Below are 22,176 nucleotides of genomic sequence, written 5' to 3' on the forward strand. Positions count from 1 at the left end.
ATCGCCGATCGAGGTGTCGGTCGGGGGTCTGGCACCGCGCACCCCTGCGGGCGTACGGTCCACCGAGAGCAGGAGGTGCCGTGAAGGTCGTCGTCGCAGGCGGTACGGGGGTCATCGGACGGGTGGTCGTCGAGCGTGCTCGCCGGCGGGGCCACGACGTGACGGTGCTGTCCCGAGGCAGCGGTCACGACCTCCGGCGGAGCAGGGCCGGTCTCGACGACGCCCTCGCAGGAGCCCACGCCGTGCTGGACCTCACCAACGTCGTCACCCTCTCGGCGGGTGCGGCGGTGCGCTTCACGACCACCGTGACGCGCCGGCTGCTCACCGCGGGGGCCCGGGCCGGCGTGGGGCACCACGTGGCGCTCTCGGTGGTCGGCATCGACGACATCGACGCGGGTTACTACGCAGGCAAGCTCGCGCAGGAGCGGATGGTGGCCACCGGCCCTGTTCCGTGGACGATCCAGAGGGCGACGCAGGTGCACGAGTTCGCCGAGCAGGCCCTGGGCTTCGCCTCCGTCGGCAGCGTCTCCCTCGTGCCGCGGATCCTCGCCCGGCCCGTGGCGGGGGACACCGTGGCCGAGCGCCTGGTCGACCTCGTAGAAGCCGGGCCGCAGGGTCGGGTGCCGGACCTGGTCGGACCGCGCGACGAGGTGGTCGCCGATCTCGCCCGGCAGTGGTTGGCGGCGACCGGGCGCCGCGGCCGGGTCGTGCAGGTCTCGCTGCCCGGCGCCTACGGCACGGGGATCGCCTCCGGTGCGCTGCGCGGCCGCCCGGGCGCGACGGGGGAGGGGCCGGAGTTCGGGGAGCGGCTGGCCCGGCGGTGAGCCACCTCACGTCGACCATTGGTTGCGCTGATCAACCATCTCGCTATAGTTGACGGAGTCAACCAATCCGTCCTCCCGTGAAGCGAGCCCCCGTGTCCGAACCCAGTGCCACCACCCAGGCGCCCGCAGCCGAGGCCGCGGGCCAGATGACCCACCGCCAGGTGCTCGAGGCCCTCAGTGGCCTGCTGCTCGCGATGTTCGTCGCGATGCTGTCGAGCACCGTGGTCACCAACGCGCTGCCGCGCATCGTCACCGACCTCGAGGGCAGCCAGACCGGCTACACGTGGGTCGTCGTCGCCACGTTGCTGGCCATGACCGCCACCACCCCGATCTGGGGCAAGCTGGCCGACCTGTTCAGCAAGAAGATGCTCGTGCAGATCGCCCTGGTGATCTTCTCGGCCGGCTCGCTCGTGGCGGCGTTCGCGCCCAGCATGGGCGTCCTCATCGGTGCGCGCGCCCTGCAGGGGCTCGGCGTCGGCGGCCTGACCGCACTCGTGCAGGTCGTCATCGCCTCGATGGTCACCCCGCGTGAGCGGGGCCGCTACTCCGGCTACATCGGCGCCGTCTTCGCGCTGGCCACGGTCAGTGGCCCGCTCATCGGCGGACTGATCGTCGACAGCCCGCTCGGCTGGCGCGGCTGCTTCTTCGTCGGCCTGCCCTTCGCCCTCGCCGCCTTCGTGCTGCTGCAGCGCACCCTGCACCTGCCCGTGGTCCGCCGCGAGGTCTCGATCGACTACGCGGGAGCGACCCTCATCATGGGCGGCGTGAGCCTGCTGCTGGTGTGGGTCTCGCTCGCCGGCTCCAGCTTCGCGTGGGCGTCGGCCACGTCGGCCGGTCTGGTGGTCGGTGGCGCGGTGCTCATCGCCGCCGCGCTCGTCGTCGAGGCGCGGTTCGCCACCGAGCCGATCATCCCACTGCGTCTCTTCCGCGACCGGACCACGTCGTTGGCCACCCTCGCCTCCGTGATGATCGGCATCGCGATGTTCGGCGCCACCGTGTACCTGAGCCAGTACTTCCAGTTCTCGCGCGGCATGTCGCCGACCGAGGCCGGGCTGATGTCGATCGCCATGGTCGGCGGCCTGCTCGTCTCGAGCATCACCTCCGGGCGCATCATCAGCCGCACCGGTGTGTGGAAGCGCTGGCTCGTCGGCGGCATGGTCCTCGTGACGGCCGGCTTCGCCCTGCTCGGCACGATCGACGGCTCGACGCCGTTGTGGACCGTCGGCCTGTACATGGCCCTCGTGGGCCTCGGCCTCGGCGCCACCATGCAGAACCTGGTCCTGGCCGTGCAGAACAACACGCGTCTCGAGGACATGGGGGCCGCCAGCTCGGTCGTCGCCTTCTTCCGCTCGATGGGCGGATCGGTGGGCGTCGCGGTGCTCGGGACGATCCTCAGCCACGACGTCAAGCGCAACGTCAGCGACGGTGTCCAGCAGCTGACGGCATCCGGTCAGCTCGACCGTGCAGATCTCGAGGCCGCTCAGCAGTCGACCGGCCACATCCCGGACATCTCGGCGCTGCCGGGCCCGTTCCGCACCCTCTACGAAGCCTCGTTCGGGGAAGCCTTCGGCCACATCTTCATGGTGGCGACGCCCTTCGCGGTCGCGGCCCTGGTCTGCATCCTGTTCATCAAGGAGGTGCCGCTGCGCACCACCATCGAGAAGGACGTGGACGAGCTCGAGTCCGAGGGGCAGCCCGCCGACACCGTGGCGAGCCTCTGATGACCGCCGCGCCCACCTCGACGCACGACGACAGCGGCACCCAGCCGGGCGCGCTGGGCGCGCTGCGGCTGGTCGAGCTCGAGGTGGGTGTGCTGCTGAGGCGGGCGCGCCGTGCGGTCGTGGAGCGGGCCCACTCGGTGCACCCGGACCTGCAGCCCGTCGGCTACCTGGTCCTGGCGCAGGTCGAGGCGGACGGACCGGTGCGGGGGAGCTCGCTCTGCGGGGTCCTGGAGCTCGACAAGGCCGCCGTCAGTCGGTCCGTCCAGCACCTGCTGGAGCTCGGTCTGGTCGATCGCACCCCCGACCCGGAGGACGGGCGGGCCACGCTGCTGTCGGCCAGCGACGAGGGTCGACGGCGGATCCGTGACGTCGACGTCGACCGGCGGACGGCGCTCGGTGAGCGCTTCGCGGGGTGGCAGGAGGGCGACCTGCTGGCCGTGGCGGACTCGCTGCACCGCTACAACGCGACGTTCGACGTGGAGCCCGACGCGTCCTGACTCAGTCGAGCGAGAGCGTCATGAAGACGCTGTGCGGGTCGAGGACGTACGACGCGAAGGGACCGCACTCGACGAACCCGCGCCGGGCGTAGAGCCGGCGGGCCGGCTCGAACGCGGGCTGGGTCCCGGTCTCGAGACTCACGCGGGTCAACCCCCGTGCACGCGCGACCCGGACCAGATGGTCCAGGACGGCGGCGCCCACACCGGCGCCGCGTGCATCCTCGGTGGTGCGCATGGCCTTCAGCTCCCCGAGGCCGCCAGCGTGCCGCTTGAGGGCCCCGATGCCCAGCAACCGGTCCCCGTCGTGCCCCGGCCCGGCACGCCTGGCCGCGACGAGCACGACGTCGTCCCTCGCCAGAGCGTCGTGCGGAAGCGCGTGGACGCTGCCGGGAGGCGAGGTGGCGCGCATCTGCGCGAGGTGCTCGTCGAGGAGGACGGCGACGTCGGGGTCGTGGGGCGAGGCCGTCTCGATGCGCACGAGTCCATCATCCACACCGGGGTCCGAGTACCGTGTGCAGGTGCAGCGAGAGGAGCCGACCGCGCGACCGCGCCCGCCGTGGTGGCGTCTGGTGGTCGTCGGCCTGGTCGCCGTCGCAGCAGCCGGCCACCTCGTCGTGGTGACGCTCGCCGCGCTGCCGCCCAACACGTACTCCGAGGCCGCGCGTCCGGCCACCTCCTACCTGGGCGCCTACTTCGCCCAGAACTGGCGGCTCTTCGCGCCCAACCCGGTCTCGGCCGACCGCACCGTCCGGTTCCAGGGCGCCTACGAGCAGGACGGCGAGCTCGTGGTCACCGACTGGCTCGACTGGACCGACGTCGAGCTCGACCTGGTGCGCCACCGGCTCGTCGGCGGGCGGGCGGGCTACGTCACGAACAAGCTCTACGGTCCGCTCGGCTCGAGGTACGGCACCCTCGACACCGACCAGCGCGAGGTCGCGGACGTGGCGGACCCGGAGGACGTCGTGTCCTGGCAGCGCCTCGCCCAGGACCTGCGTGCCGGCTCCGACGACGCGCTCGACGACAGCCAGGTGGATCTCTACCTCGTGTACGACCGTGCTACCACCCGGCTCGCCACCGAGGCACTCGAGGCACAGCGACCGGACAGCCGGCTGGTCGCCGTCCGCTACGCGACGCGCAGCCAGGGGGTCACGCCCTGGGAGGCTCGCGGCGAGGATGCGGACGGCCGCGAGCGGGCGCGGCCCGCCGTGCGTCAGCGGATCAACGGGTGGCGCGAGCCCCTCCGTGGCGACGAGGCCGAGCGGGCCTCGATCCGCGACTTCTGGGCGTCGCACCGATGAGGGCGGCCGGGGTGGGGGGCGGGCTCGACCGGGCCTGGGACTGGCTCACGGCCCGTCCGCACGCGACTCGGGGACTCGCGGTGACGCGCATCGTGCTGGGCCTCATCGTCTGGACGCAGATGCTCGTCAACTGGCCCGATCGGCACTACACGTGGGGCGACGGCGCGGCGTGGACGTCGTCGGTGCGCGACGCGAAGCCGTGGCCGGGAGTCCTCGGCATCTTCCAGCAGGCCGACGGACTGACGTTCGACCTCCTCTACCTGCTCACCGTGGTGGCAGGCCTCCTCCTCATGGTCGGTCTGTGGACCCGCGGTGCGGCCGTCCTCACCCTGTTCCTGTGGATGTCGCTGTACGTGAGCAACCCCTTCGTCGGCTCCGGGGGTGACGCCATCCTGCGCATGGTCCTCCTGTACGCGTGCTTCACCGACTCGGGCCGGCACTTCTCCGTCGACGCCTGGCTGCGTGGGCGCAGGGGGGCGGTCCGACCGATCGTGCCGCCGTGGCTCTCGACGACGCTGCACAACCTGGCGGTCGTCCTGATCATCCACCAGGTGGTGATGGTCTACGTCGGCTCGGCGCTGTGGAAGGTGCAGAGCGACGTGTGGATGAGCGGGCGAGCGGTCTACTTCCCGTTGCAGACCGAGGCCTACTCGCCGTGGCGCGACCTCATCCATCCGTTCTCCAGCGCGGAGCCGATCGTCCTGCTGGCCACCTGGACCGCGATCGTCGTGCAGCTGCTCTTCCCGGTGCTGCTGCTCTACCGCAGCACGCGAGCCCTGGCCCTCGTGGTGGTCACCGGCATGCACCTCGGGATCGGGGTGTTCATGGGGATCATGTACTTCTCGCTCGTCATGATCGCGGTCGACATGATGCTCGTGAGCGACGCTTCCTGGCGGCGTGCTGGACGCTGGTGGCGAGCCCGAACGGCCCGGAACCGCAGGGGCCGAGAGGTTCGCGGGCAGGACGAGTCCATCGGTGTGTGATGCGTCTCAGCGTCCGCCCGATGGGACCGAAGACCCACGATTGCCTGAGATCTGCGTAAGATGTTGCCCGCGGCCGCCTGTGGTGGTCGTCACTGGCACGCGGCACACGTCGAGGGAATAATCTTCTCGCGCCGCAACAACAGCGACACGGGAGTCTTTCCACATGAACAAGCTCGGCAGAAACACCCTCGCGCTCGGGTTGGGCACCCTGCTCATCACGACCGCGGTCTCTTTCTCCGCCAGCGGCGCCGACGAGACCGTGGCGCAGTCCAACGCCAGCGCCGTCACCGCCTCCGGCATCACCGGCATCGTCGACTCGCAGGAGTGCGCTGCGGTCTCGACCGGTGAGGGTGCTCCCAGCAACGGCACGGGCCTGTGCGGCACCGGCCTCTCGACGCAGGGCGTCAGCGCCTTCGACCAGACGGCTTCCACCGGTCTGGACGGCGACCGGGGCACCTCCGAGGCTGCGGCCGCCGTCGCGCCCATCGCCATCCCGACGCTCGCGTCGATCGACCTCTCGACCATCGGCGCCGACATCGCGCCCGGTGCCGTGAACACCGGCACGATCCTCGACGGGATCCTCGACGGGCTCGACCCGGTCACCGGCCCGCTCTTCGAGGCCGCCCTGACGCCGCTGCTGACCGCGATCCAGGAGGCCGCGCTCGACCCCGTCCTCGACGCCGTCACCGGCGTCATCGACGTCCGCGCCGAGATCGGTGCCGTCACCAGCCAGTGCACCGCCGAGGCCGGCGCCGACGCCACCGGCACCTCGCAGGTCGCCAGCATCAACCTGATCGTCGACCTGCCCGAGGGCAACGACGTGATCATCCCGGTCGAGCTCGGCGCGGGCGAGCCCAACACCGCGCTCGTCGGTCCCGGTGTCCAGGACCTGGTCAACGGTGTGGTCGACGGCATCATCGCCACGCTCGAGCAGTCGCTCAACGACAGCCTCGGCGCCGTTCTCGGCCCGCTGGCCGCTCTCGTCGCCACGGTCCAGCAGCAGCTGGTCACGCCGATCCTCGACGCCGTCGAGACCAGCCTGCTGAACCAGCTGGGCGAGGCCCTGAAGCCCGTCGTGAACGGCACGATCAACAAGCAGGTCGTCGACGCCGACGGCGAGGCGATCGAGGTCACCGCGCTGAGCCTGACCGCGCTCGGCATCGGCGACAACCCGGCCGTGGCCCTGGACCTGGCTCGCACGAGCTGTGGCCCGAACGCCCTGGCCACGCAGGCCGACGACGCCGACACGCAGGCCGACGTCGACGCCGACGCCGATGCCGACGCTGACGCCGACGCCGACGCTGACGCTGACGCCGACGCGGTGGCCGACGCCGACTCCGACGCCCAGGCCGACGCTGCTGCGGACGCTGACGCGCAGGCCGACGCCGACGTCACGACCACGCTGCCGGCCACCGGTGCCCCGAACCTGCTGCCGTTCTGGCTGCTGGGTCTCGGCCTGGTGCTCTTCGGAGCCGCGGTGCTCATCAACGAGCGTCGTCGTCTGAAGATCTGACGACGTAGCACGACGCCTGCCCGGTGACCGGTCTCGGTCACCGGGCAGGCGTCTGTCACGACCTACGATGGAAGGCATGTCGGTGGAGGGAGGTGGCAGTGGCGGATCGCGGCGGGCCGACGTCCCTCGGCACGACTGGCGCACGACCCTCGTCCTGGTGCTCGCCTCGCTCGCTCTCGTCCACTCGGTGCTGCTCGCCCTGTGGCTCGCCCCGTCGGGCCCGGTCCGCGAGGTGGCTGGAGGATCCTTGCTCGCCAGGTACGTCGACCCGTACTTCCGGCAGTCGTGGGACCTGCTCGAGCCCAGCTCCCAGCGGGTCGACGAGTCGCTCTGGGTCCGGGCCCGTGTGCGTGTGGGGAAGGACGAGGTGAGACAGACCCCCTGGCTCGACGTCACCCGTGCCGACCTGACCCGGACGCGCAACGACGTCGCCCCCGCGCGCGTGCACCTCGCCGGCCGCCGGCTCGCCACCAACCTGAACAACGCGATGTTCGGTCTGGGATCGTCCGGTCGTCGCGTCGTCCTCGGTTCCTACGCCGGCCGCCCCGTCGCGGAGCTGCGCGGGGCCCTGCAGGGTGCGGGAGTGCCGGCCGACGCCGTGCGCGGCTACCTGGACCTCGACACGATGGTGACCCGCTTCGCCTCGCTCTACACCCAGGCCTACTCCGACCAGAGGGTCGTCCAGGTCCAGTACCGGGTGGGCCGCCGGATCGTGCCGCCGCACGAGCAGCGCGACGCCGAACGGATCACCGCCGTGGACTTCGAGTGGTTCGACGCCGGGTGGCGACGTGCGGTGCGCGGTTCCGCCGAGGCACAGTCCGCCTTCGACTCCTACCTGGCGGACGCATGAGCACGATCTGGCGCGTCAGGGACGCGATCGGCAGCACGCGCAGGTCGGCGGAGCGGTGGCTCACGTCGGAACGCCACGCCCTGCACGCCGTGGCGGCAGCACGGATCCTCATCGGCCTGTGCGTGCTGGGGCTGCTGCTGACGAACTTCTCCACCCGACAGGTGTGGGTCGGCGACGCCTCCGCGTGGGCCGAGCCCGCCCGCGCCGTGAGTCGGTTCCCCGAGATCGCGCTGCTCGACGGGGTGAGCGGTGACCTGCTCACCGCCATCTACGTGGCGGTGATCCTGGGGGCCGTGGGACTCGTGCTGGGATGGCACGCCAAGGCGATGACCATCGTGGTGCTCGTCGGGTTCATCGCCGTCACCGCGCAGAACCCGGTGCTGGGGTCGATCGGCGACAACCTCGTCCGGCTCGCGCTGCTGTGGATGCTGCTCATGCGAACCTCCGAGGTCTGGTCGCTCGACGCGAACCGGGTCGAGCCGCGCGACAGCGACGACGTCGCGCCTGAGTGGCTGCGCACCGGGATGCACAACGTCGGCCTGGTGGGCCTGGGCACCCAGACGATCCTCGCGTACTTCGCCGGCGGCCTCGACAAGGTCTCCCAGCCCGCCTGGCAGGACGGCACCGCCCTCTACACGACGCTGCAGCTGCCGGAGTTCCGACCGTTCCCGTGGCTCTCGGACCTCATCTCCAACGGTGACGTCCTCCTGGCGGTCCTCACGTGGACCGTGCTCGGCGTGCAGCTGTTCTTCGCACCGATGCTGCTGCGGCGGGGGAGCCGCGACCTGGTGGCGATTGTCGCGATCGTCGTCAACCTGCTCTTCGCCGTGGTGCTCGGCACGCCGTGGTCGTCGCTGGCGGTCATCGCGGTGACGGGGCTGTTCGTGAGCGACGACCGGTGGGCCGAGCTGGGGGAGCGCGTGGCGGACCTGTTCTGGCCCGTCCTGGACCGGACGGCGGACGCCCGCTACGCGGTGGCCGACCGCGTGGCCGACTGGTGGTACGACCGCGTCCTGAGCGTCGTCGACCGGATCCGCTTCAGCGTGTTCCGACGCTGACCTGCTGGGCGGCCCGCCGTCCGGCGACCACCAGCAGCACGACGGGCACCACGAGCGTGCCGGCGACCGCGTTGAGCGTGCCGAAGCCCTGCCACGCCACGAGCACGCCCGCCAGGAGGCCTCCCGCGGCCCCGGCCAAGTTCATCGTCAGGTCGCCGAGCCCCTGCACCAGCGGGCGCACCGCGGGATCGGTGGACCGGGTGAGCAGCGCCGCCCCGGCGATGGTGGCGGCCGACCAGCCCAGGCCCAGGAGCACCAGGCCGACCGTGATCCGCACCTCCGAGGTACCGGACGTCCCGGCGACCACGACGGCGGCGACCAGCACGAGCTGACCGGCGAGGATGGTGCGAGCCGGACCCCAGCGGTCCGCCAGCCACCCCATGACCGGTGACAGTGCGTACATGCCGGCGATGTGCAGGCTGATGGTCAATCCGATCACCTCCACCCCGGCACCGTGGTCCTGCATGTGGACCGGGGTGAGGGCCATGACGGACACCATCACGGCGTGGGCGAGCGCGATGGTGACCACGGCCGTGCGCGTCTCGCCCCGCACGTGCGGCAGGGCGGCGCGGACCCGGGGCACCGGGACGTCGATCCCGTCGCGCCGGGCCGGCGGCAGCGGGTCGGGCCGCAGGAGCACGAGGACCACGGTGCCGGCCACCGCGAAGGCCACGCACGAGAAGACGAGGGGACCGGCGAGGTCGGGCACGCCGAGGGCCCGAGCCGTGGTGGTGCCCGGCCCGATCAGGTTGGGCCCGAGCACGGCGCCGACGGTCGTGGCCCACGTGACGAGCGCGAGGGACCGTCCGACGTGCCGCGGCTCGGCGCGGTCGACCGCCGCGAAGCGCGACTGCAGGTTGGAGGCCGTGCTGACACCGCAGAGGAACAGTCCGACCAGGACGAGCGGCAGGCTGTCGGCGTCGGCACCGAGCACCACCACGGCGGCCCCGACCGCGCCGAGGAACCAGCCGGTGGCCAGGGCCGGCCTGCGCCCGGCACGGACCGCCAGCGTCGCGAGCGGGACGGTCGCGAGCGCCGCACCCAGGGTGAGCATGACCGTCGACATCCCGGCCCAGCCCGACGAGCCCGAGACCTCCCGCAGGAGCAGCACGCCCACGGCCAGACCGGCTCCGTTGCCGACGCCGCCGACCACCTGCACGGCCACGAGGGTCCGCAGGATCCGGCGCTGCAGGCGCGCCTGCTCGGTCACGACGCCCAGATGGTCACACGGTCCTCGGGCGCGAGCCACAGCTCGTCGTCGGGCGTGACGCCGAACGCCTCGTGGAAGGCGTCGATGTTGCGCACGACCTGGTTGCAGCGGAACTCCGGCGGCGAGTGCGGGTCGACGGTGAGGCGGCGGACCGTCTCGGCCGGTCGCACCTTGGCCTGCCAGGCCTGGGCCCACGAGATGAAGAACCGCTGGTCACCTGTCAGCCCGTCGATCGTGGGTGCCTCACCGCCGGTGGCGATCCGGTACGCCTGGTAGGCGATGCCGAGCCCACCCAGGTCGCCGATGTTCTCGCCGATCGTGAGCTCGCCGTTGACGGTGTGCCCGTCGGCACCCTCGGGCGACAGCGCCGCGTACTGCTCGACGAGGGCGGCCGTGAGCTTCTCGAAGGCCACCCGGTCGTCGTCGGTCCACCAGTTGCGCAGGGCCCCCGTGCCGTCGAAGTGGCTGCCCTGGTCGTCGAACCCGTGCCCGATCTCGTGCCCGATCACCGCGCCGATGGCGCCGTAGTTGACGGCGTCGTCGGCGTCGGCGTGGAAGAACGGCGGCTGCAGGATGGCCGCAGGGAAGACGATCTCGTTCATGGTGGGGTTGTAGTACGCGTTCACGGTCTGCGGCGTCATGTACCACTCGTCGCGGTCGATCGGTCGCCCGATCTTGGCCAGCTCGCGGTCCATCGCCACCGACAGCCCACGTCGGGCGTTGCCCAGCAGGTCGGTCGGGTCGGTCTCGAGCGCCGAGTAGTCCTTGAAGGCGTCGGGGTGGCCGACCTTCGGGGTGAAGGCCGCGAGCTTCTCGAGAGCCTCGGCCTTCGTGGTGTCACTCATCCAGGGCAGGGCGGTGATGCTGCGCCGGTACGCCTCGACGAGGTGCTCGATGAGGTCGTCCATGCGGTCCTTGGACGTCGGCGGGTACTCGGTGCGGACGTAGATCTTGCCGATCGCCTCACCCATGGCCGACTCGACGAAGCCGACGCCACGCTTCCAGCGCGGGCGCAGCTCGTCGGTCCCGCTCAGCGTGCGTCCGTAGAAGGAGAAGTTCTCCTCGACGAAGGCCGCGGGCAGGTACGGCGCGGCGGCGTGCAGGACCTGCCAGCGCAGCCAGTCGCGCCAGGCGGGCAGCCGGTCGGCCGTGACGAGCCCGGCGACGCCCTCGAGGAACGACGGCTGCGACACGACGACCTCCGCGAGCACGTCGCGTCCGATGCCGGCGGCCTGGGACCACGTGGCGAGGTCCAGGGGACCGACCAGCGTCTGCAGCGCGTCGAGGTCCATGAGGTTGTAGGTCTTCTGCGCGTCGCGGCAGGCCACCCGGTCCCAGTGGTGGGACGCGATGGCGGTCTCGAGGTCGAGCACCCGCGCCGCGCGCTCCGCCGGCGACTCGAACCCGCCGAGCGTGAACATCGTCTCGAGGTGGGAGAGGTAGGCCTCGCGCACCCCGGCGAAGTCGTCGTCGGAGTAGTAGGACTCGTCGGGCAGGCCGATGCCGCTCTGCACCAGGTGCGTGACGTAGCGGTCGGGGTTGCCGCGGTCGGGAGCGATGTACATGCCCAGCACGCTCCCGACGCCGGACCGTTCGAGCCGCCCGAGCACGTGGACGAAGGTCGGGACGTCGGCGATCCCGTCGACCAGGGCGAAGTCCTCCTGCAGCGGCTCGGTGCCGAGGGCGTCGATCCGGTCGGTGTCCATGAAGCTGGCGTAGAGCTCGCCGATCTTGCGGGAGTCCCCATCGTGGTCGACGCCGTCCTGGCCGGCGCCGTCGAGAGCGTCGCGACAGCCCTCGACGATGCCCCGGACGGTCTTCTCGGCCTCGTCGACGAGGGTCACGAACGCTCCGGCGGTGGCGCGGTCCGGCTCGATCGCCGCGTCCCGGAGCCACGGACCGTTCACGTGCCGGAAGAGGTCGTCCTGAGGGCGGACGCCTGGGTCGAAGGCGGCGGTGTCGATGGCAGGCCCTGTGCCATGGGGAGTGGGGCCATCGGAGGAGGGGGTGGCTGCGGTCGTCGGGGTCTCGTGGCTCACCTGGTTAGGCTACCCATCGTGTCGACGTCGCGCCCCGCTCACCTGACCGTGCTCGACGTCCGGGAGGTCACGCCCCACCTGAAGCGGCTGGTGCTCGGTGACGGTGAGGTCGCCCGGGGCTTCGACGAGCTCGCCGGACGCTGGTCCGGCTGGGCCGACTCCTACGTCAAGCTGGTGTTCCTGGCCGACGGCGTCGACTATCCCGATCCGCTCGACCTCGACGACGTCAGGGCGACGTTGCCGAACGAGGTGTGGCCGGTGCTGCGCACCTACACGGTGCGACGCCTGGACCTCGAGGCCCGCGAGCTCTGGATCGACGTCGTCGTGCACGGCGACGAGGGCGTGGCCGGGCCGTGGGCGGCGCAGGTGCGACCGGGGGCCACGATCCACGTGCGCGGACCCGGCGGTGCCTACTCGCCGCGCGAGGAGGTCGACCACCACCTGCTCGTGGGTGACGAGTCGGCCCTGCCTGCCCTGGCCGTGACGCTGGAGCACCTGCCCGAGGGTGCGCGGGCCACGCTGTTCTGCGAGGTCGACGACGCCCGCGACGAGATCGACCTGCCCACGGCGGGGGAGGTCACGGTGCACTGGCTGCACCGCGGCGATGCCCCGGCCGGCAGCACCTCGCTCCTCGACGACGCGGTCCGCGCGTGGGACTGGCCCGAGGGCCGTGTCCAGGCCTTCGTCCACGGCGAGTCAGGTCTGCTCAAGACCGTGCGCCCCTACGTGCGCGAGCGGGTGGAGCGGGCCGACCTCTCGGTCTCCGCGTACTGGCGTCGGGGCGAGACCGAGGAGGGCTTCCGGCGCTGGAAGAGCAGCCAGAACGAGGCGATCATCCGGCCCGGCGGCTGAGGGGGCCGTCGCGGCCTGCTGGTGCGCTGCAGCTGGGGGCGCGCGACCTTGCCGGTGCGATGCTGCGGCTCGCGCTGGGTGTGGCCTCCGAAAGGGCCTTCGACCGAGCGGCGGCGACGTCGCTGGCTCGGCTCTCGGGCTGCGGCCTGGGTGGGCGGTAGGTGGCGCGCGTATCCCGGAACTCGGAGGTAGGCGGCGCGCGGAAAGCGGGCTCGTATCCGCGTGCCACCTACCGCTCCTCCGCGGGAAGCGCGCGCCACCTACCTCCCGCCACCCTCGCGGCCCCCCAAAGCCACTCAGCGCAGGTGCAGCACGGCGCGGTTGAGCCGGCGGGCCGCGGCCAGGAGCAGGCGCTCGAGCGGCTCGAGCGCCGTGCCGCGCCACGGCGCGAGGGCGTCCAGCCGGTAGTAGACGCCCCGCACCCGGTTGCCGAGCGTGGTGGGCACGCGGGCGGGCGCAGGGAGCCCGTGCCGGGCCCGCTCGGCCAGGAGGTGCTCGACCTGGGTCTGCCAGTCGTCGGCAGCGGGGTCGTGGAAGTAGTTGTCGTGCGCCCAGCCGCGGTCCACGCTCCGGAAGCGACCGTGCGCGACGTCGGCGAGCGTGCCCAGCAGCCCGCTCCCCACGAACACGCTGTTGAGGTGAGCGTCGTCCACGCCCAGGTCGGTGAGCACGACGGCGGGGACGCCTGCGGCCACGGCCTCGAGCGCCGCCGAGGAGCCGACCGTGACGAAGCCCGAGGCGCCGCGCAGGTGCTGGCTCATGGGGCCGTCGACCACGCGCAGTCCCTCAGGCGTGGCGCCGTCGGCGTGCAGGCGTGCGAGCAGTGCGGCGTAGTCGCCGGCTCCGCGGTGCGCCTCGACCTCGCCGGCCCGCGAGCGCACCTTCACGTGCACCTCGCGCCCCGGCCTCACGGCGGTGGCGAGCCCGCGCAGGACCCTCTCGCGCCCGGCGTCGTCGTGCGGCACGAGCGACTGAGGTGCGAAGACCACCGGCCCGTCGGGTGCGGGCGGCGCGGCCACGGCGCCACGACCGGCCCCGACCTCGACCGGACGGCGCGCGGCCACGCGCAGGAACGGCAGCGTCGCCAGCGCCACCCGGTGCGGCACGTCGTGCCGGGCGGCGACCGCCACCAGGTCGCGTCGTTCGCGGCGCGAGTGCACGACGAAGACGTCGGCGCCGCGGCGCAGGTTCACGTCGTACCACTGCACCGGGACGCAGACGCCGGCCACGCCCGTGAGCACGACGGGCCGGCCGGGGGCGTCGTCGAGCAGACGGAGCACCGGTGGCACGGCATGGGCTCGGACGGCGAGGACCAGCACGTCCGGGCGCCACGCCGTGAGCAGCTCGCGCAGGGCGTCGGCATCGGTCCAGGTGACCTGCTCGACGTCGAACCCCGAGCCGTCGACGGCGTCAGCGACCTGGCGTCGGCTCGGTGCGGCGTGGCCGTCGAGCACGGCGAGGCGCGACGTCCACGGCGCGGTCGCGGCGAGCGTCGCACCCCACTTCACGTAGGAGTCGGTGTCCGCCAGGACGAGGGCACGCACGCTCATGGCGGCCAGCCTGGCGCAGCGGAGCGAGCGGCAGGAGGACGGTGGGCGACGCCGACATGAACGCAGGTACCCTTCCTCGGGTGACCGAACTGCGCAACGTGGCCGTGATCCTCGCCGGTGGAACCGGGACCCGGGTGGGGCTCTCCATCCCCAAGCAGCTCATCAAGATCGCCGGGAAGACGATCCTCGAGCACACCGTCGCCGCCTTCCAGGCGTCGAGGAACATCGACGAGATCGTCATCCTCATGACGCCCGGCCACCTCGACCCGGTGCGCGCCATCGTCGACGCGGGCGGCTACGACAAGGTGACCCAGATCCTCGAGGGCGGCGAGACCCGCAACGAGACCACCAGCCGCGCGCTGGCCGCGCTGGGCGACGACGAGTGCAACGTGCTGTTCCACGACGCGGTCCGCCCGCTCGTCTCCCAGACGATCATCGACGACTGCGTGGCAGCCCTGCAGGAGTACGAGGCGGTCGACACCGCCATCCCGTCGGCCGACACCGTGGTGCAGGTCGACGCGACCTCGGGCTGCATCGAGGACGTCCTCCCGCGCCACCTGCTGCGCCGCGGCCAGACGCCCCAGGCCTTCCGGTCCTCCGTCATCCGCCGCGCCTACGACCGTGCCTGGCAGGACCCCGACTTCACGGCCACCGACGACTGCACCGTGGTGCTGCGCTACCTGCCGGAGGTGCCGATCACCGTCGTCGCCGGGCACGAGCGCAACATGAAGGTCACCGAGCCGATCGACGTCTACATCGCCGACAAGCTGTTCCAGCTGGCCTCGGCCGACGCGCCCGACGAGCTCGACGAGAACCAGTACCGCGAGGCGCTGGCGGGGAAGGTCATGGTCGTCTTCGGCGGCTCCTACGGCATCGGTGGCGACATCGCCGCGCTGGCGCGTGCGCACGGCGCCACGGTGCACACGTTCTCCCGGTCCTCGACGAACACCCACGTCGACCGTCGTGAGGACGTCGCCGCGGCCGCGAAGAAGGTGCTGGCCGAGTCGGGCCGGATCGACCTCGTGGTCAACACCGCCGGCGTCCTGCCGATCGGCGACCTCGCCGAGACGTCGGAGGAGACCATCTGGGCCGCCACCGAGATCAACTACCTCGCCCCGATCTTCATCGCCCAGGAGTTCTACCCGCACCTGGCCAAGCACCACGGCTCGCTGCTGCTGTTCACGTCGTCGTCGTACACGCGCGGCCGCAAGGGCTACTCCCTGTACTCCTCGGCCAAGGCCGCCACGGTGAACCTCACCCAGGCCCTCGCGGACGAGTGGGCCGGTGAGGTGCGGGTGAACTGCGTGAACCCCGAGCGCACCGGCACGCCCATGCGCACCAAGGCCTTCGGGGCCGAGCCCGAGGGCACCCTGCTGGAGTCCGAGGTCGTCGCCCTGCGGTCGCTCGACGTGCTCCTGTCGCCGCAGACCGGGCACATCATCGACATCCGTCGCGAGGACGGTCCGGCCGCCATCGGCGGCGGCAGCTGAGGCTCAGACCCGACCCAGGGCGCGCCGGTAGAGGTGCCGCACGGGCCGCATGAGGGCCGGCGGGAGCAGCTGGGTGCCGGCGTGCACCACGGTGCCTCGGACGACGCCGTACCGGTGGCGACGCCGTGCCCACGGGCCCGGTGCCCGGGTGAGCGACCCGGCGGCACGTGCCGTCTCGAGCTCGACGGCCGCGCGGAAGTACGGTGACGAGCGGACCAGGCGCGAGGGCCGCTCGCCACTGGCCAGCAGCTTCTCGACCCGGTCCACGATCGTGCCGGCCGAGGACGAGGTGCGGCCACCGAAGTAGCTGTCGACCCAGGCCGCGGCGGGCGTGCCGAGGTCGTCGTCGTCAATCTGGTCGAACGTGCGCAGCAGGTCGCTGTCGAGGAAGACGTGGTTGCCCAGCCGCTCGTGCACGCCCAGGTCCAGCACCAGGGCGACGCGACACCCCGCGTCGACCGCCTCGAGGCACGCGGTCGAGGAGACCGTGAGCAGCAGGTCGGTGCGGGGGAGCAGCTCGGGGATGGAGGTGTAGACGATCCGGAAGTTCGGCGGCAGGTCGACGCCGGCCAGCAGCTGCTCCGGGTGGTGGTGCATCCGGTGGAAGGTGTCCTCGCCGAGGCGGTGTCGCGGCTTGAGCAGGACCTCGCGGTCCGGGTGTCGACGGGCGTGCTCGACGAGCCGGCGGTACAGGTAGCTGCGGTCCCCGGCGCCGGACGGCACCGTGGGCTGGTCGGCGAACAGCACCGTCCGCACCGGCGTGTCCCGCTGGGGCCGAGGCCGCGACGAGAGGAAGGGCAGGCCGCTCAGCACGAGGTTCTCGTCCGGGACGGCGAGCCGCTGGGCGGTGAAGCGGAACTGGTCGAGCTCGTGCCGAGCGTTCACCGCCACGACGTCCGCGCCGCAGCGGTCGAGGTAGCCGGCCGTGATCTTCTCGATGATGATCCCGACCCAGCCGGCGACGACGACCGGACCGGGCTGCAGGGGGCGCTCGGCCAACGCGATGGTGAGCCGCCGGACCAGCGGTCCCGCCAGCGCACAGACCACCACGTCCGCGGCGGCGGCCGCCTCGACGACGTCGTCCCAGTCGACCGTGCGCACCGCGCTGAAGCCGACGTCGCGGACCTGCTGGTCCGAGAGCGCGCTGCGACCTCGCGGCGCCAGCACCTCGACCTGCGCGCCGCGGCTCTCCAGCTCGCGGCAGATGCCCACGGACCACTTGAGCTGCGAGTCGAACCCGGCGATCGCCACCACGCGCACCGGCGCCTCCGCACGGGCGGTCGTGGCGGCGGCCGGGCTCGTCCGGCGGGTCTGCTCCATGGCGTTCACGGCGCCACGGTAGCCACGATCCTCGCGCGATCCAGCCGTGGCGCGGGGTGGTTCACCCACTGTTGGTCCACGGTTCGACTCGTGGCCCACGGACCCCTCGAGGTGGTCGATCGACGTTCGTCGGCGGGTGCCGTGGCGTTCACCTGACGGACGGACGGCCTCCCTAGCGTCACCGACATGACCGAGCTCCTCGAGCGCAACCTCGACCCGACGTCCGTCGGCGTCGGGACGCTCCCCACCCCGTCCTCGTCGCGTCCCGCCGTGCGCCGCGGCGGCGTGGTGGCCGTGATCCCCGCACGCGGTGGCTCCAAGGGCGTGCCGCGCAAGAACCTGCGGCCCCTCGGTGGCGAGCCGCTGGTCGTGCGTGCCGTCCGGTCGCTGCGTGCCGTGTCGTCGGTCGACCAGGTGGTCGTCTCCACCGACGACCACGAGATCGCCTACGCCGCCCGCGCGGCCGGCGCGCTCGTGATCGACCGTCCGGCGCGGCTGGCCGGCGACGAGGCGTCCTCGGAGTCGGCCCTGCGCCACGCCCTCGCTGCTCTCGGCACCCGTGGCGCCGTCCCCGAGGTCACGGTCTTCGTCCAGGCGACCAGCCCCTTCATCGACCCCGACGACGTCGACCGCGCCGTGGCCTGCGTGACGACCGGTGGCTCGGACGTGGCCTTCAGCGTGGTCCGCACCGAGCAGCACGTGTGGCGGCTCGGGCCCGACGGCCCCGAGGGCGTGAACCACGACAAGCGTCGCCGCCAGCGTCGCCAGGACCGGGCCCCGGAGTTCACCGAGACGGGTGCCTTCTACGCCATGCGGACCCACGGGTTCCTCGAGCACGGGCACCGGTTCTTCGGCCGCCTCGAGATGGTGGAGGTCTCCCCGCGCGACGCGCTCGAGATCGACACCGAGCACGACCTGCGACTGGCCGAGGAGCTGTTCACGAGGCGCGAGGCCGAGAACAGCGACCCGGCGTCGTGCCCGCTGCGTGCGCGCGCCGTCGTGACGGACTTCGACGGCGTGCACACCGACGACAGCCTCCGTCTGGACTCCCACGGCGTCGAGTCCGTGGTGGTCAGCCGTTCGGACGGCCTGGGCATCGGACGCCTGCGCGAGGCCGGGATCCCGGTGCTGGTGCTGTCCACCGAGACCAACCCGGTCGTCCGCGCCCGGGCCGAGAAGCTCGGTGTCGACGCGGTGACCGGGTGCACCGACAAGATCGCCGCCCTCACCGCCTGGGCGCGCGACCTGGACATCCCGCTCGCCGACGTCGCCTACCTCGGCAACGACGTCAACGACGTCGAGTGCCTGCGCGCCGTCGGCTGGCCGGTCGTGCCCGCCGGCGCCCACTCCGCCGCCCGCGTGGCGGCCCCCTACGTGCTCCGCCGCCGAGGTGGCGACGGAGCCGTCCGCGAGCTCGCCGACCGCGTGCTCGCCGACCCGCACGATCGCATCACGCAGGACCATCCGAACATCCACGGAGAAGAAGGGCCCGACCATGAGTGAATGGGTACAGATCGGTGAGGAGATCGTGGGGCGTCACCGCCCGACGTACGTCATCGGAGAGATCGGCATCAACCACAACGGCGACGTCGCCGTCGCCAAGAAGCTCATCGACGTGGCTGCCCTCGCGGGTGCGCAGGCGGTCAAGTTCCAGAAGCGCACCCCCGACATCGCGACGCCCGAGGACATGAAGCACACGCGTCGCGAGACGCCGTGGGGCGAGATGAGCTACCTCGAGTACCGCTACAAGGTCGAGTTCGAGACCGAGCAGTACACCGAGATCGCGGCCCACGCCGCGGCGCAGGGCGTCGACTGGTTCGCCTCGCCGTGGGACGTCCCCTCGGTGCAGTTCCTCGAGGACATGGGCGTCTCGACGCACAAGGTCGCCTCGGCCTCGGTGACCGACCACGAGCTGCTGCGCGAGCTGGCCTCGACCGGCAAGCCGATCATCCTGTCGACCGGCATGAGCACGCTGGAGCAGATCGACGCGGCCGTGGAGATCCTCGGCACGGAGAAGCTGATCGTCCTGCACGCCACGTCGACCTACCCCCTCCCCCCGGAGGAGGCCAACCTGCGCACCATCCCGGTGCTCGCGGAGCGCTACGGCGTCCCGGTCGGCTACTCGGGCCACGAGCGCGGCCTGCAGATCTCGCTCGCCGCGGTGGCGCTCGGTGCCGTGGCGGTCGAGCGGCACATCACGCTCGACCGCACGATGTGGGGCTCGGACCAGGCCGCCAGCCTGGAGCCGCACGGCTTCATGAGCCTGACGCGCGACATCCGCGTGCTCGAGAAGGCCATGGGCGACGGCGTGAAGCGGGTCATGCCCGGCGAGCACAAGCCGATGCAGCGACTGCGTCGGGACACGTCGACGGTGGGTGCGTGACGGGGTCCCGCCCCCACACCGACGGCAGGGCCGCGGACGTCGATGACCGTCCGCGGCCCAGGGTCCTGGTCGTCACCGACTCGGACTCCTACGTCAAGTACGGCGCCGCCCTCGCAGGACGGCTGCCGAAGGACTGGGGGGCGCTGCTCGTCGTCGCGCGCAGCAGCGCCCTGCCCAGCCCGCGTCAGCTGACGGACGCGCTGGAGGGCACCCGGTTCGAGGACGACACCGTCGAGGTGGTCGGGCTGGGGGACCTGAAGCGGCTGCTCGAGCGGTGGCGCCCCGACGTGCTGCTGCTCGCCGCCCGCGGCTACACGGTGCAGGCCACCGTCTCCCTGGTCGCGAACACGCCCGATCGACCGGTGCTGGTGAGCGGGCTCGCCGGCATCGCCGTGCCCGTGCTGCCCTACGGGCTGGGGTTCCGGCGCTCGGTCGACGTGTTCGTCGTGCACAGCAGACGCGAGCTGCGCGAGTTCGCCATCGCGAGCCGACGTCTGGCCGTGCCGCTGGGCTTCGAGCTGGCGACCATGCCCTTCATCGACCGTGTCCCGGTCGTCGCGGGCGCGGACGCCATGCGCGCGGACCCGTCGGAGGTGCCGCGGGACCGCATCGTCTTCGCCGCCCAGGCCCAGGTCCCGTCGGGCCGCCGTGACCGTGCGCACCTGCTGGACCGGCTCGTGGAGACCGCTCGTGCCCATCCGCACCTCGAGGTGGTGGTGAAGGTCCGGGCGCAGGAGGGCGAGTCCCAGACCCACCACGAGCAGGACTCCTACCCCGACCTGATGGCCGAGCGGGTGGCCGCAGGTGACGACCTCCCGGGCAACCTGGTGGTGGAGAGCGGCTCCATGCGCGCCCAGCTCCGCCGGGCCGTAGGTCTGGTGACCGTGAGCTCCACCGCGGTGCTCGAGGCCGTCGCCGCGGACGTCCCGGTCATCGCCCTCGACGACTACGGGGTGGGCGCCGCGCAGATCAACGTCGTGCTGAAGGGCAGCGGCCTGCTGGTCGGCTCGGACGAGCTGGTGGCCGGACGCTTCCGCCACCCCGACCCGGCGTGGCTCGCGGACAACTACTTCCACGACCCCGACGACGACACGTGGGTCGCGCGGGTGGAGGAGCTGCTCGACCAGCGGTCGACGCTCGGCCTGCTGCCGTACCGGGAGGTCCCGGCCGGCTGGATGAACCGGCTGCGGCGGCTCATGTACCGCCACTTCGCGTTCAGCCCCGAGAACCCGGGGCGGCTGCGCGAGCTGGAGCGTCGCTTCCTCGTGGCCGCGCAGTGGGTGAACCGTCGCCGGTGGCACCTGACCCGCCTGCTGCGTCGCGTCGGCCTCGCCCGCTGAGCGCGCCCGCGCTACGGGCCGGTGGCGCCCAGGGCCTGCTTCTCTGCCCAGAGCCGGTCGCGTCGGGCCATGACCTGCTCGCACGCGTCGACGAACCTCTGCGTGGCAGCGCCCGGGGTGACGTCGGTCAGGTAGTGGGACACGAGGGCCGTCCGCGCCTGGCGGGTGGGGTCGTCCGCGAGGTGGTGCGCCACGAGGGCGGCGTGGTCGTCGCCGCGGCGGACGCGGGGTAGCAGCTCCAGCATGCGGCTCGCCGGCGTCGGCACCCCCGGCACGGTCACGAGCATCGGCTTGCCGGTGGGGAGCCAGTTGAGGGGCACCGCCGACACGTCGGTGACGAGCAGGTCGGCGTCGGCGAAGGACTGCTCGAGCGGGACGCGCAGGTCGACCCGGTCGGCCGCCTCGCGGACCGCCGCGTCGGCCGCGCCGTACTCGGCCCGCACCACGCCGTTGAGCGGGTGCGGACGGTAGACGACGCGGTAGGTCGGCTGCAGGGCCCGGACGAGCTCGAGGCCCAGGGCGTCGACCGATCCGTACGACACCGACGGCTGCGAGGCCTCCCACGTGGGGGCGTACAGCACCGTGGGTCGCCCGGCCGGGTCCGGCGCCGGCACCACGTCGGGGGAGCCGTCGAGCTGTGGCTGGCCGATGAGGATGCTGCGCTCCTCGGCGTCGTAGTCCATCACGTGCGTGGCCGTGCGCTCCAGCGCGGCTCGGCCGGCGAGGAAGCAGTGGTCGTAGGCCTTGACCTGGTTCGAGACCGACACGCCCTTGTCGCTGTCGCCGTGGCCGAGGTAGACGTGGGCGAGCGAGGTGAAGCGCAGGCACTCGAAGTTGATCGGGTCGTGGTTCACGTAGAGCGCGAGCCGCACCCGGCTGCGGCTCAGGATGGCGTCCAGCTGCCCGTAGGTGGCGAGCGTCAGGCACGTCACGCCGGCGTCGTCGCCGCTCTCGGCCAGCGCGGTGCGCACGGCTGCGGCCGTGCGGGAGTCGCGGAACACGATGGTGACCGGGTGCGTGGTGCCGAGGGCACGGAACGCCGGGAGCCACGGCAGCAGCTGGTACAGCGTGTCCTGGCCCGTGGGGTGGAAGACGATCACGTCTGCGGCGAGCGGCTGCTCGAGCGCGGCGACGTCGACCCGCTTGTCGGGCATGCCGGTGGGCAGGAACCGGGAGCGTCGGATCCGGCCGATCAGCCAGAGCCGCACGCGGACCGCGAGACCCGCCCGTGCGCCGCTCACCTGGGCC

General features: G+C 72.3%; 19 protein-coding genes. 13 read left to right on the forward strand and 6 right to left on the reverse strand.

The genetic code is table 11. The annotated features are described in order from the left end of the window. The first annotated feature begins 80 nt into the window (after positions 1 to 80). The 3 genes from ASF38_RS10945 (at position 81) to ASF38_RS10955 (ending at position 3,042) form a co-directional block, all read left to right on the forward strand. Positions 81 to 824: an SDR family oxidoreductase gene (locus tag ASF38_RS10945; RefSeq protein WP_056576035.1), complete on the forward strand. Its 744-nt coding sequence runs from the start codon at positions 81 to 83 to the stop codon at positions 822 to 824. Positions 825 to 916: 92 nt separating this feature from the next. After that, positions 917 to 2,545, forward strand: coding sequence for an MDR family MFS transporter (locus ASF38_RS10950; RefSeq protein WP_369796993.1), 1,629 nt, complete (start codon positions 917 to 919; stop codon positions 2,543 to 2,545). Beyond that, on the forward strand, positions 2,545 to 3,042 hold the full coding sequence (locus tag ASF38_RS10955) for a MarR family winged helix-turn-helix transcriptional regulator (RefSeq protein ID WP_082480694.1): 498 nt from the start codon (positions 2,545 to 2,547) through the stop codon (positions 3,040 to 3,042). Before ASF38_RS10950 ends, ASF38_RS10955 begins: the two co-directional genes overlap by 1 nt. Before the next feature lies 1 nt (position 3,043). Here the strand turns inward: ASF38_RS10955 and ASF38_RS10960 are convergent, their stop codons facing one another. Beyond that, complete coding sequence (locus ASF38_RS10960; RefSeq protein WP_235497655.1) at positions 3,044 to 3,520, reverse strand: GNAT family N-acetyltransferase; 477 nt, start codon at positions 3,518 to 3,520, stop codon at positions 3,044 to 3,046. A gap of 40 nt (positions 3,521 to 3,560) precedes the next feature. Between ASF38_RS10960 and ASF38_RS10965 the strand changes: the two genes are divergently transcribed. From ASF38_RS10965 to ASF38_RS10985, 5 genes are all read left to right on the forward strand, one after another. After that, a complete protein-coding gene (locus ASF38_RS10965) occupies positions 3,561 to 4,340 on the forward strand; it encodes a DUF5819 family protein (protein WP_156366899.1) in 780 nt (259 codons plus the stop codon). 80 nt (positions 4,341 to 4,420) lie between these two features. Then, positions 4,421 to 5,323, forward strand: coding sequence for an HTTM domain-containing protein (locus ASF38_RS10970; protein ID WP_162237348.1), 903 nt, complete (start codon positions 4,421 to 4,423; stop codon positions 5,321 to 5,323). A gap of 163 nt (positions 5,324 to 5,486) precedes the next feature. Then, positions 5,487 to 6,836, forward strand: a complete 1,350-nt coding sequence (locus tag ASF38_RS10975) for a hypothetical protein (RefSeq protein WP_056555273.1) — start codon at positions 5,487 to 5,489, stop codon at positions 6,834 to 6,836. A 76-nt stretch (positions 6,837 to 6,912) separates the two neighbouring features. Beyond that, the gene (locus tag ASF38_RS10980; RefSeq protein ID WP_056555277.1) at positions 6,913 to 7,686 is read left to right on the forward strand and encodes a DUF5819 family protein; all 774 of its coding nucleotides are present in this window, start codon (positions 6,913 to 6,915) and stop codon (positions 7,684 to 7,686) included. Further along, positions 7,683 to 8,744: an HTTM domain-containing protein gene (locus tag ASF38_RS10985; protein WP_056576044.1), complete on the forward strand. Its 1,062-nt coding sequence runs from the start codon at positions 7,683 to 7,685 to the stop codon at positions 8,742 to 8,744. Before ASF38_RS10980 ends, ASF38_RS10985 begins: the two co-directional genes overlap by 4 nt. On the opposite strand, the gene ASF38_RS10990 is transcribed toward ASF38_RS10985, so the two are convergent. Continuing rightward, complete coding sequence (locus ASF38_RS10990) at positions 8,725 to 9,954, reverse strand: MFS transporter (RefSeq protein ID WP_200914503.1); 1,230 nt, start codon at positions 9,952 to 9,954, stop codon at positions 8,725 to 8,727. The two genes, ASF38_RS10985 and ASF38_RS10990, sit on opposite strands and share 20 nt — an antisense overlap. Further along, a complete protein-coding gene (locus ASF38_RS10995) occupies positions 9,951 to 11,918 on the reverse strand; it encodes a M13 family metallopeptidase (RefSeq protein ID WP_056576521.1) in 1,968 nt (655 codons plus the stop codon). Before ASF38_RS10995 ends, ASF38_RS10990 begins: the two co-directional genes overlap by 4 nt. A 93-nt stretch (positions 11,919 to 12,011) precedes the next feature. On the opposite strand from ASF38_RS10995, the gene ASF38_RS11000 reads away from it, so the two are divergent. Beyond that, entirely contained in the window at positions 12,012 to 12,845 is an 834-nt protein-coding gene (locus ASF38_RS11000; RefSeq protein ID WP_200914504.1) for a siderophore-interacting protein, read from the forward strand. Positions 12,846 to 13,141: 296 nt separating this feature from the next. On the opposite strand, the gene ASF38_RS11005 is transcribed toward ASF38_RS11000, so the two are convergent. Then, positions 13,142 to 14,395, reverse strand: a complete 1,254-nt coding sequence (locus ASF38_RS11005) for a DUF6716 putative glycosyltransferase (RefSeq protein ID WP_156366900.1) — start codon at positions 14,393 to 14,395, stop codon at positions 13,142 to 13,144. An 80-nt stretch (positions 14,396 to 14,475) separates the two neighbouring features. On the opposite strand from ASF38_RS11005, the gene ASF38_RS11010 reads away from it, so the two are divergent. After that, complete coding sequence (locus ASF38_RS11010) at positions 14,476 to 15,885, forward strand: bifunctional cytidylyltransferase/SDR family oxidoreductase (protein WP_200914505.1); 1,410 nt, start codon at positions 14,476 to 14,478, stop codon at positions 15,883 to 15,885. A 3-nt stretch (positions 15,886 to 15,888) separates the two neighbouring features. Here ASF38_RS11010 and ASF38_RS11015 read toward each other — a convergent pair whose 3' ends face one another. Next, positions 15,889 to 17,205, reverse strand: coding sequence for a DUF6716 putative glycosyltransferase (locus ASF38_RS11015; RefSeq protein ID WP_235497696.1), 1,317 nt, complete (start codon positions 17,203 to 17,205; stop codon positions 15,889 to 15,891). Between the two features lie 186 nt (positions 17,206 to 17,391). Here ASF38_RS11015 and ASF38_RS11020 point away from each other — a divergent pair, with 186 nt between their 5' ends. The 3 genes from ASF38_RS11020 to ASF38_RS11030 are packed head-to-tail and all read left to right on the forward strand — an operon-like array spanning position 17,392 to position 20,928. Next, complete coding sequence (locus ASF38_RS11020) at positions 17,392 to 18,708, forward strand: acylneuraminate cytidylyltransferase (protein WP_082480696.1); 1,317 nt, start codon at positions 17,392 to 17,394, stop codon at positions 18,706 to 18,708. Next, on the forward strand, positions 18,701 to 19,588 hold the full coding sequence (locus ASF38_RS11025) for an N-acetylneuraminate synthase family protein (protein ID WP_055965209.1): 888 nt from the start codon (positions 18,701 to 18,703) through the stop codon (positions 19,586 to 19,588). Before ASF38_RS11020 ends, ASF38_RS11025 begins: the two co-directional genes overlap by 8 nt. Next, the gene (locus ASF38_RS11030; RefSeq protein WP_056576054.1) at positions 19,585 to 20,928 is read left to right on the forward strand and encodes a DUF6716 putative glycosyltransferase; all 1,344 of its coding nucleotides are present in this window, start codon (positions 19,585 to 19,587) and stop codon (positions 20,926 to 20,928) included. The genes ASF38_RS11025 and ASF38_RS11030 overlap by 4 nt, the downstream gene beginning before the upstream one ends. Before the next feature lie 11 nt (positions 20,929 to 20,939). On the opposite strand, the gene ASF38_RS11035 is transcribed toward ASF38_RS11030, so the two are convergent. Further along, on the reverse strand, positions 20,940 to 22,169 hold the full coding sequence (locus tag ASF38_RS11035; protein WP_056576056.1) for a CDP-glycerol glycerophosphotransferase family protein: 1,230 nt from the start codon (positions 22,167 to 22,169) through the stop codon (positions 20,940 to 20,942). Between the last annotated feature and the right edge of the window lie 7 nt (positions 22,170 to 22,176).

Origin of the sequence: Aeromicrobium sp. Leaf272 (assembly GCF_001422865.1) — a bacterium.
In the GTDB taxonomy this organism is placed as follows: domain Bacteria; phylum Actinomycetota; class Actinomycetes; order Propionibacteriales; family Nocardioidaceae; genus Aeromicrobium.

What these genes read in the sequence shown, in the direction of transcription:
- ASF38_RS11015 (WP_235497696.1), bottom strand. Translation starts at nt 17,205, where the DNA reads ATGGAGCAGACCCGCCGGACGAGCCCGGCCGCCGCCACGACCGCCCGT.
- ASF38_RS11020 (WP_082480696.1), top strand. Translation starts at nt 17,392, where the DNA reads ATGACCGAGCTCCTCGAGCGCAACCTCGACCCGACGTCCGTCGGCGTC.
- ASF38_RS10955 (WP_082480694.1), top strand. Translation starts at nt 2,545, where the DNA reads ATGACCGCCGCGCCCACCTCGACGCACGACGACAGCGGCACCCAGCCG.
- ASF38_RS11005 (WP_156366900.1), bottom strand. Translation starts at nt 14,395, where the DNA reads ATGAGCGTGCGTGCCCTCGTCCTGGCGGACACCGACTCCTACGTGAAG.
- ASF38_RS10985 (WP_056576044.1), top strand. Translation starts at nt 7,683, where the DNA reads ATGAGCACGATCTGGCGCGTCAGGGACGCGATCGGCAGCACGCGCAGG.
- ASF38_RS11025 (WP_055965209.1), top strand. Translation starts at nt 18,701, where the DNA reads ATGAGTGAATGGGTACAGATCGGTGAGGAGATCGTGGGGCGTCACCGC.
- ASF38_RS10980 (WP_056555277.1), top strand. Translation starts at nt 6,913, where the DNA reads ATGTCGGTGGAGGGAGGTGGCAGTGGCGGATCGCGGCGGGCCGACGTC.
- ASF38_RS10975 (WP_056555273.1), top strand. Translation starts at nt 5,487, where the DNA reads ATGAACAAGCTCGGCAGAAACACCCTCGCGCTCGGGTTGGGCACCCTG.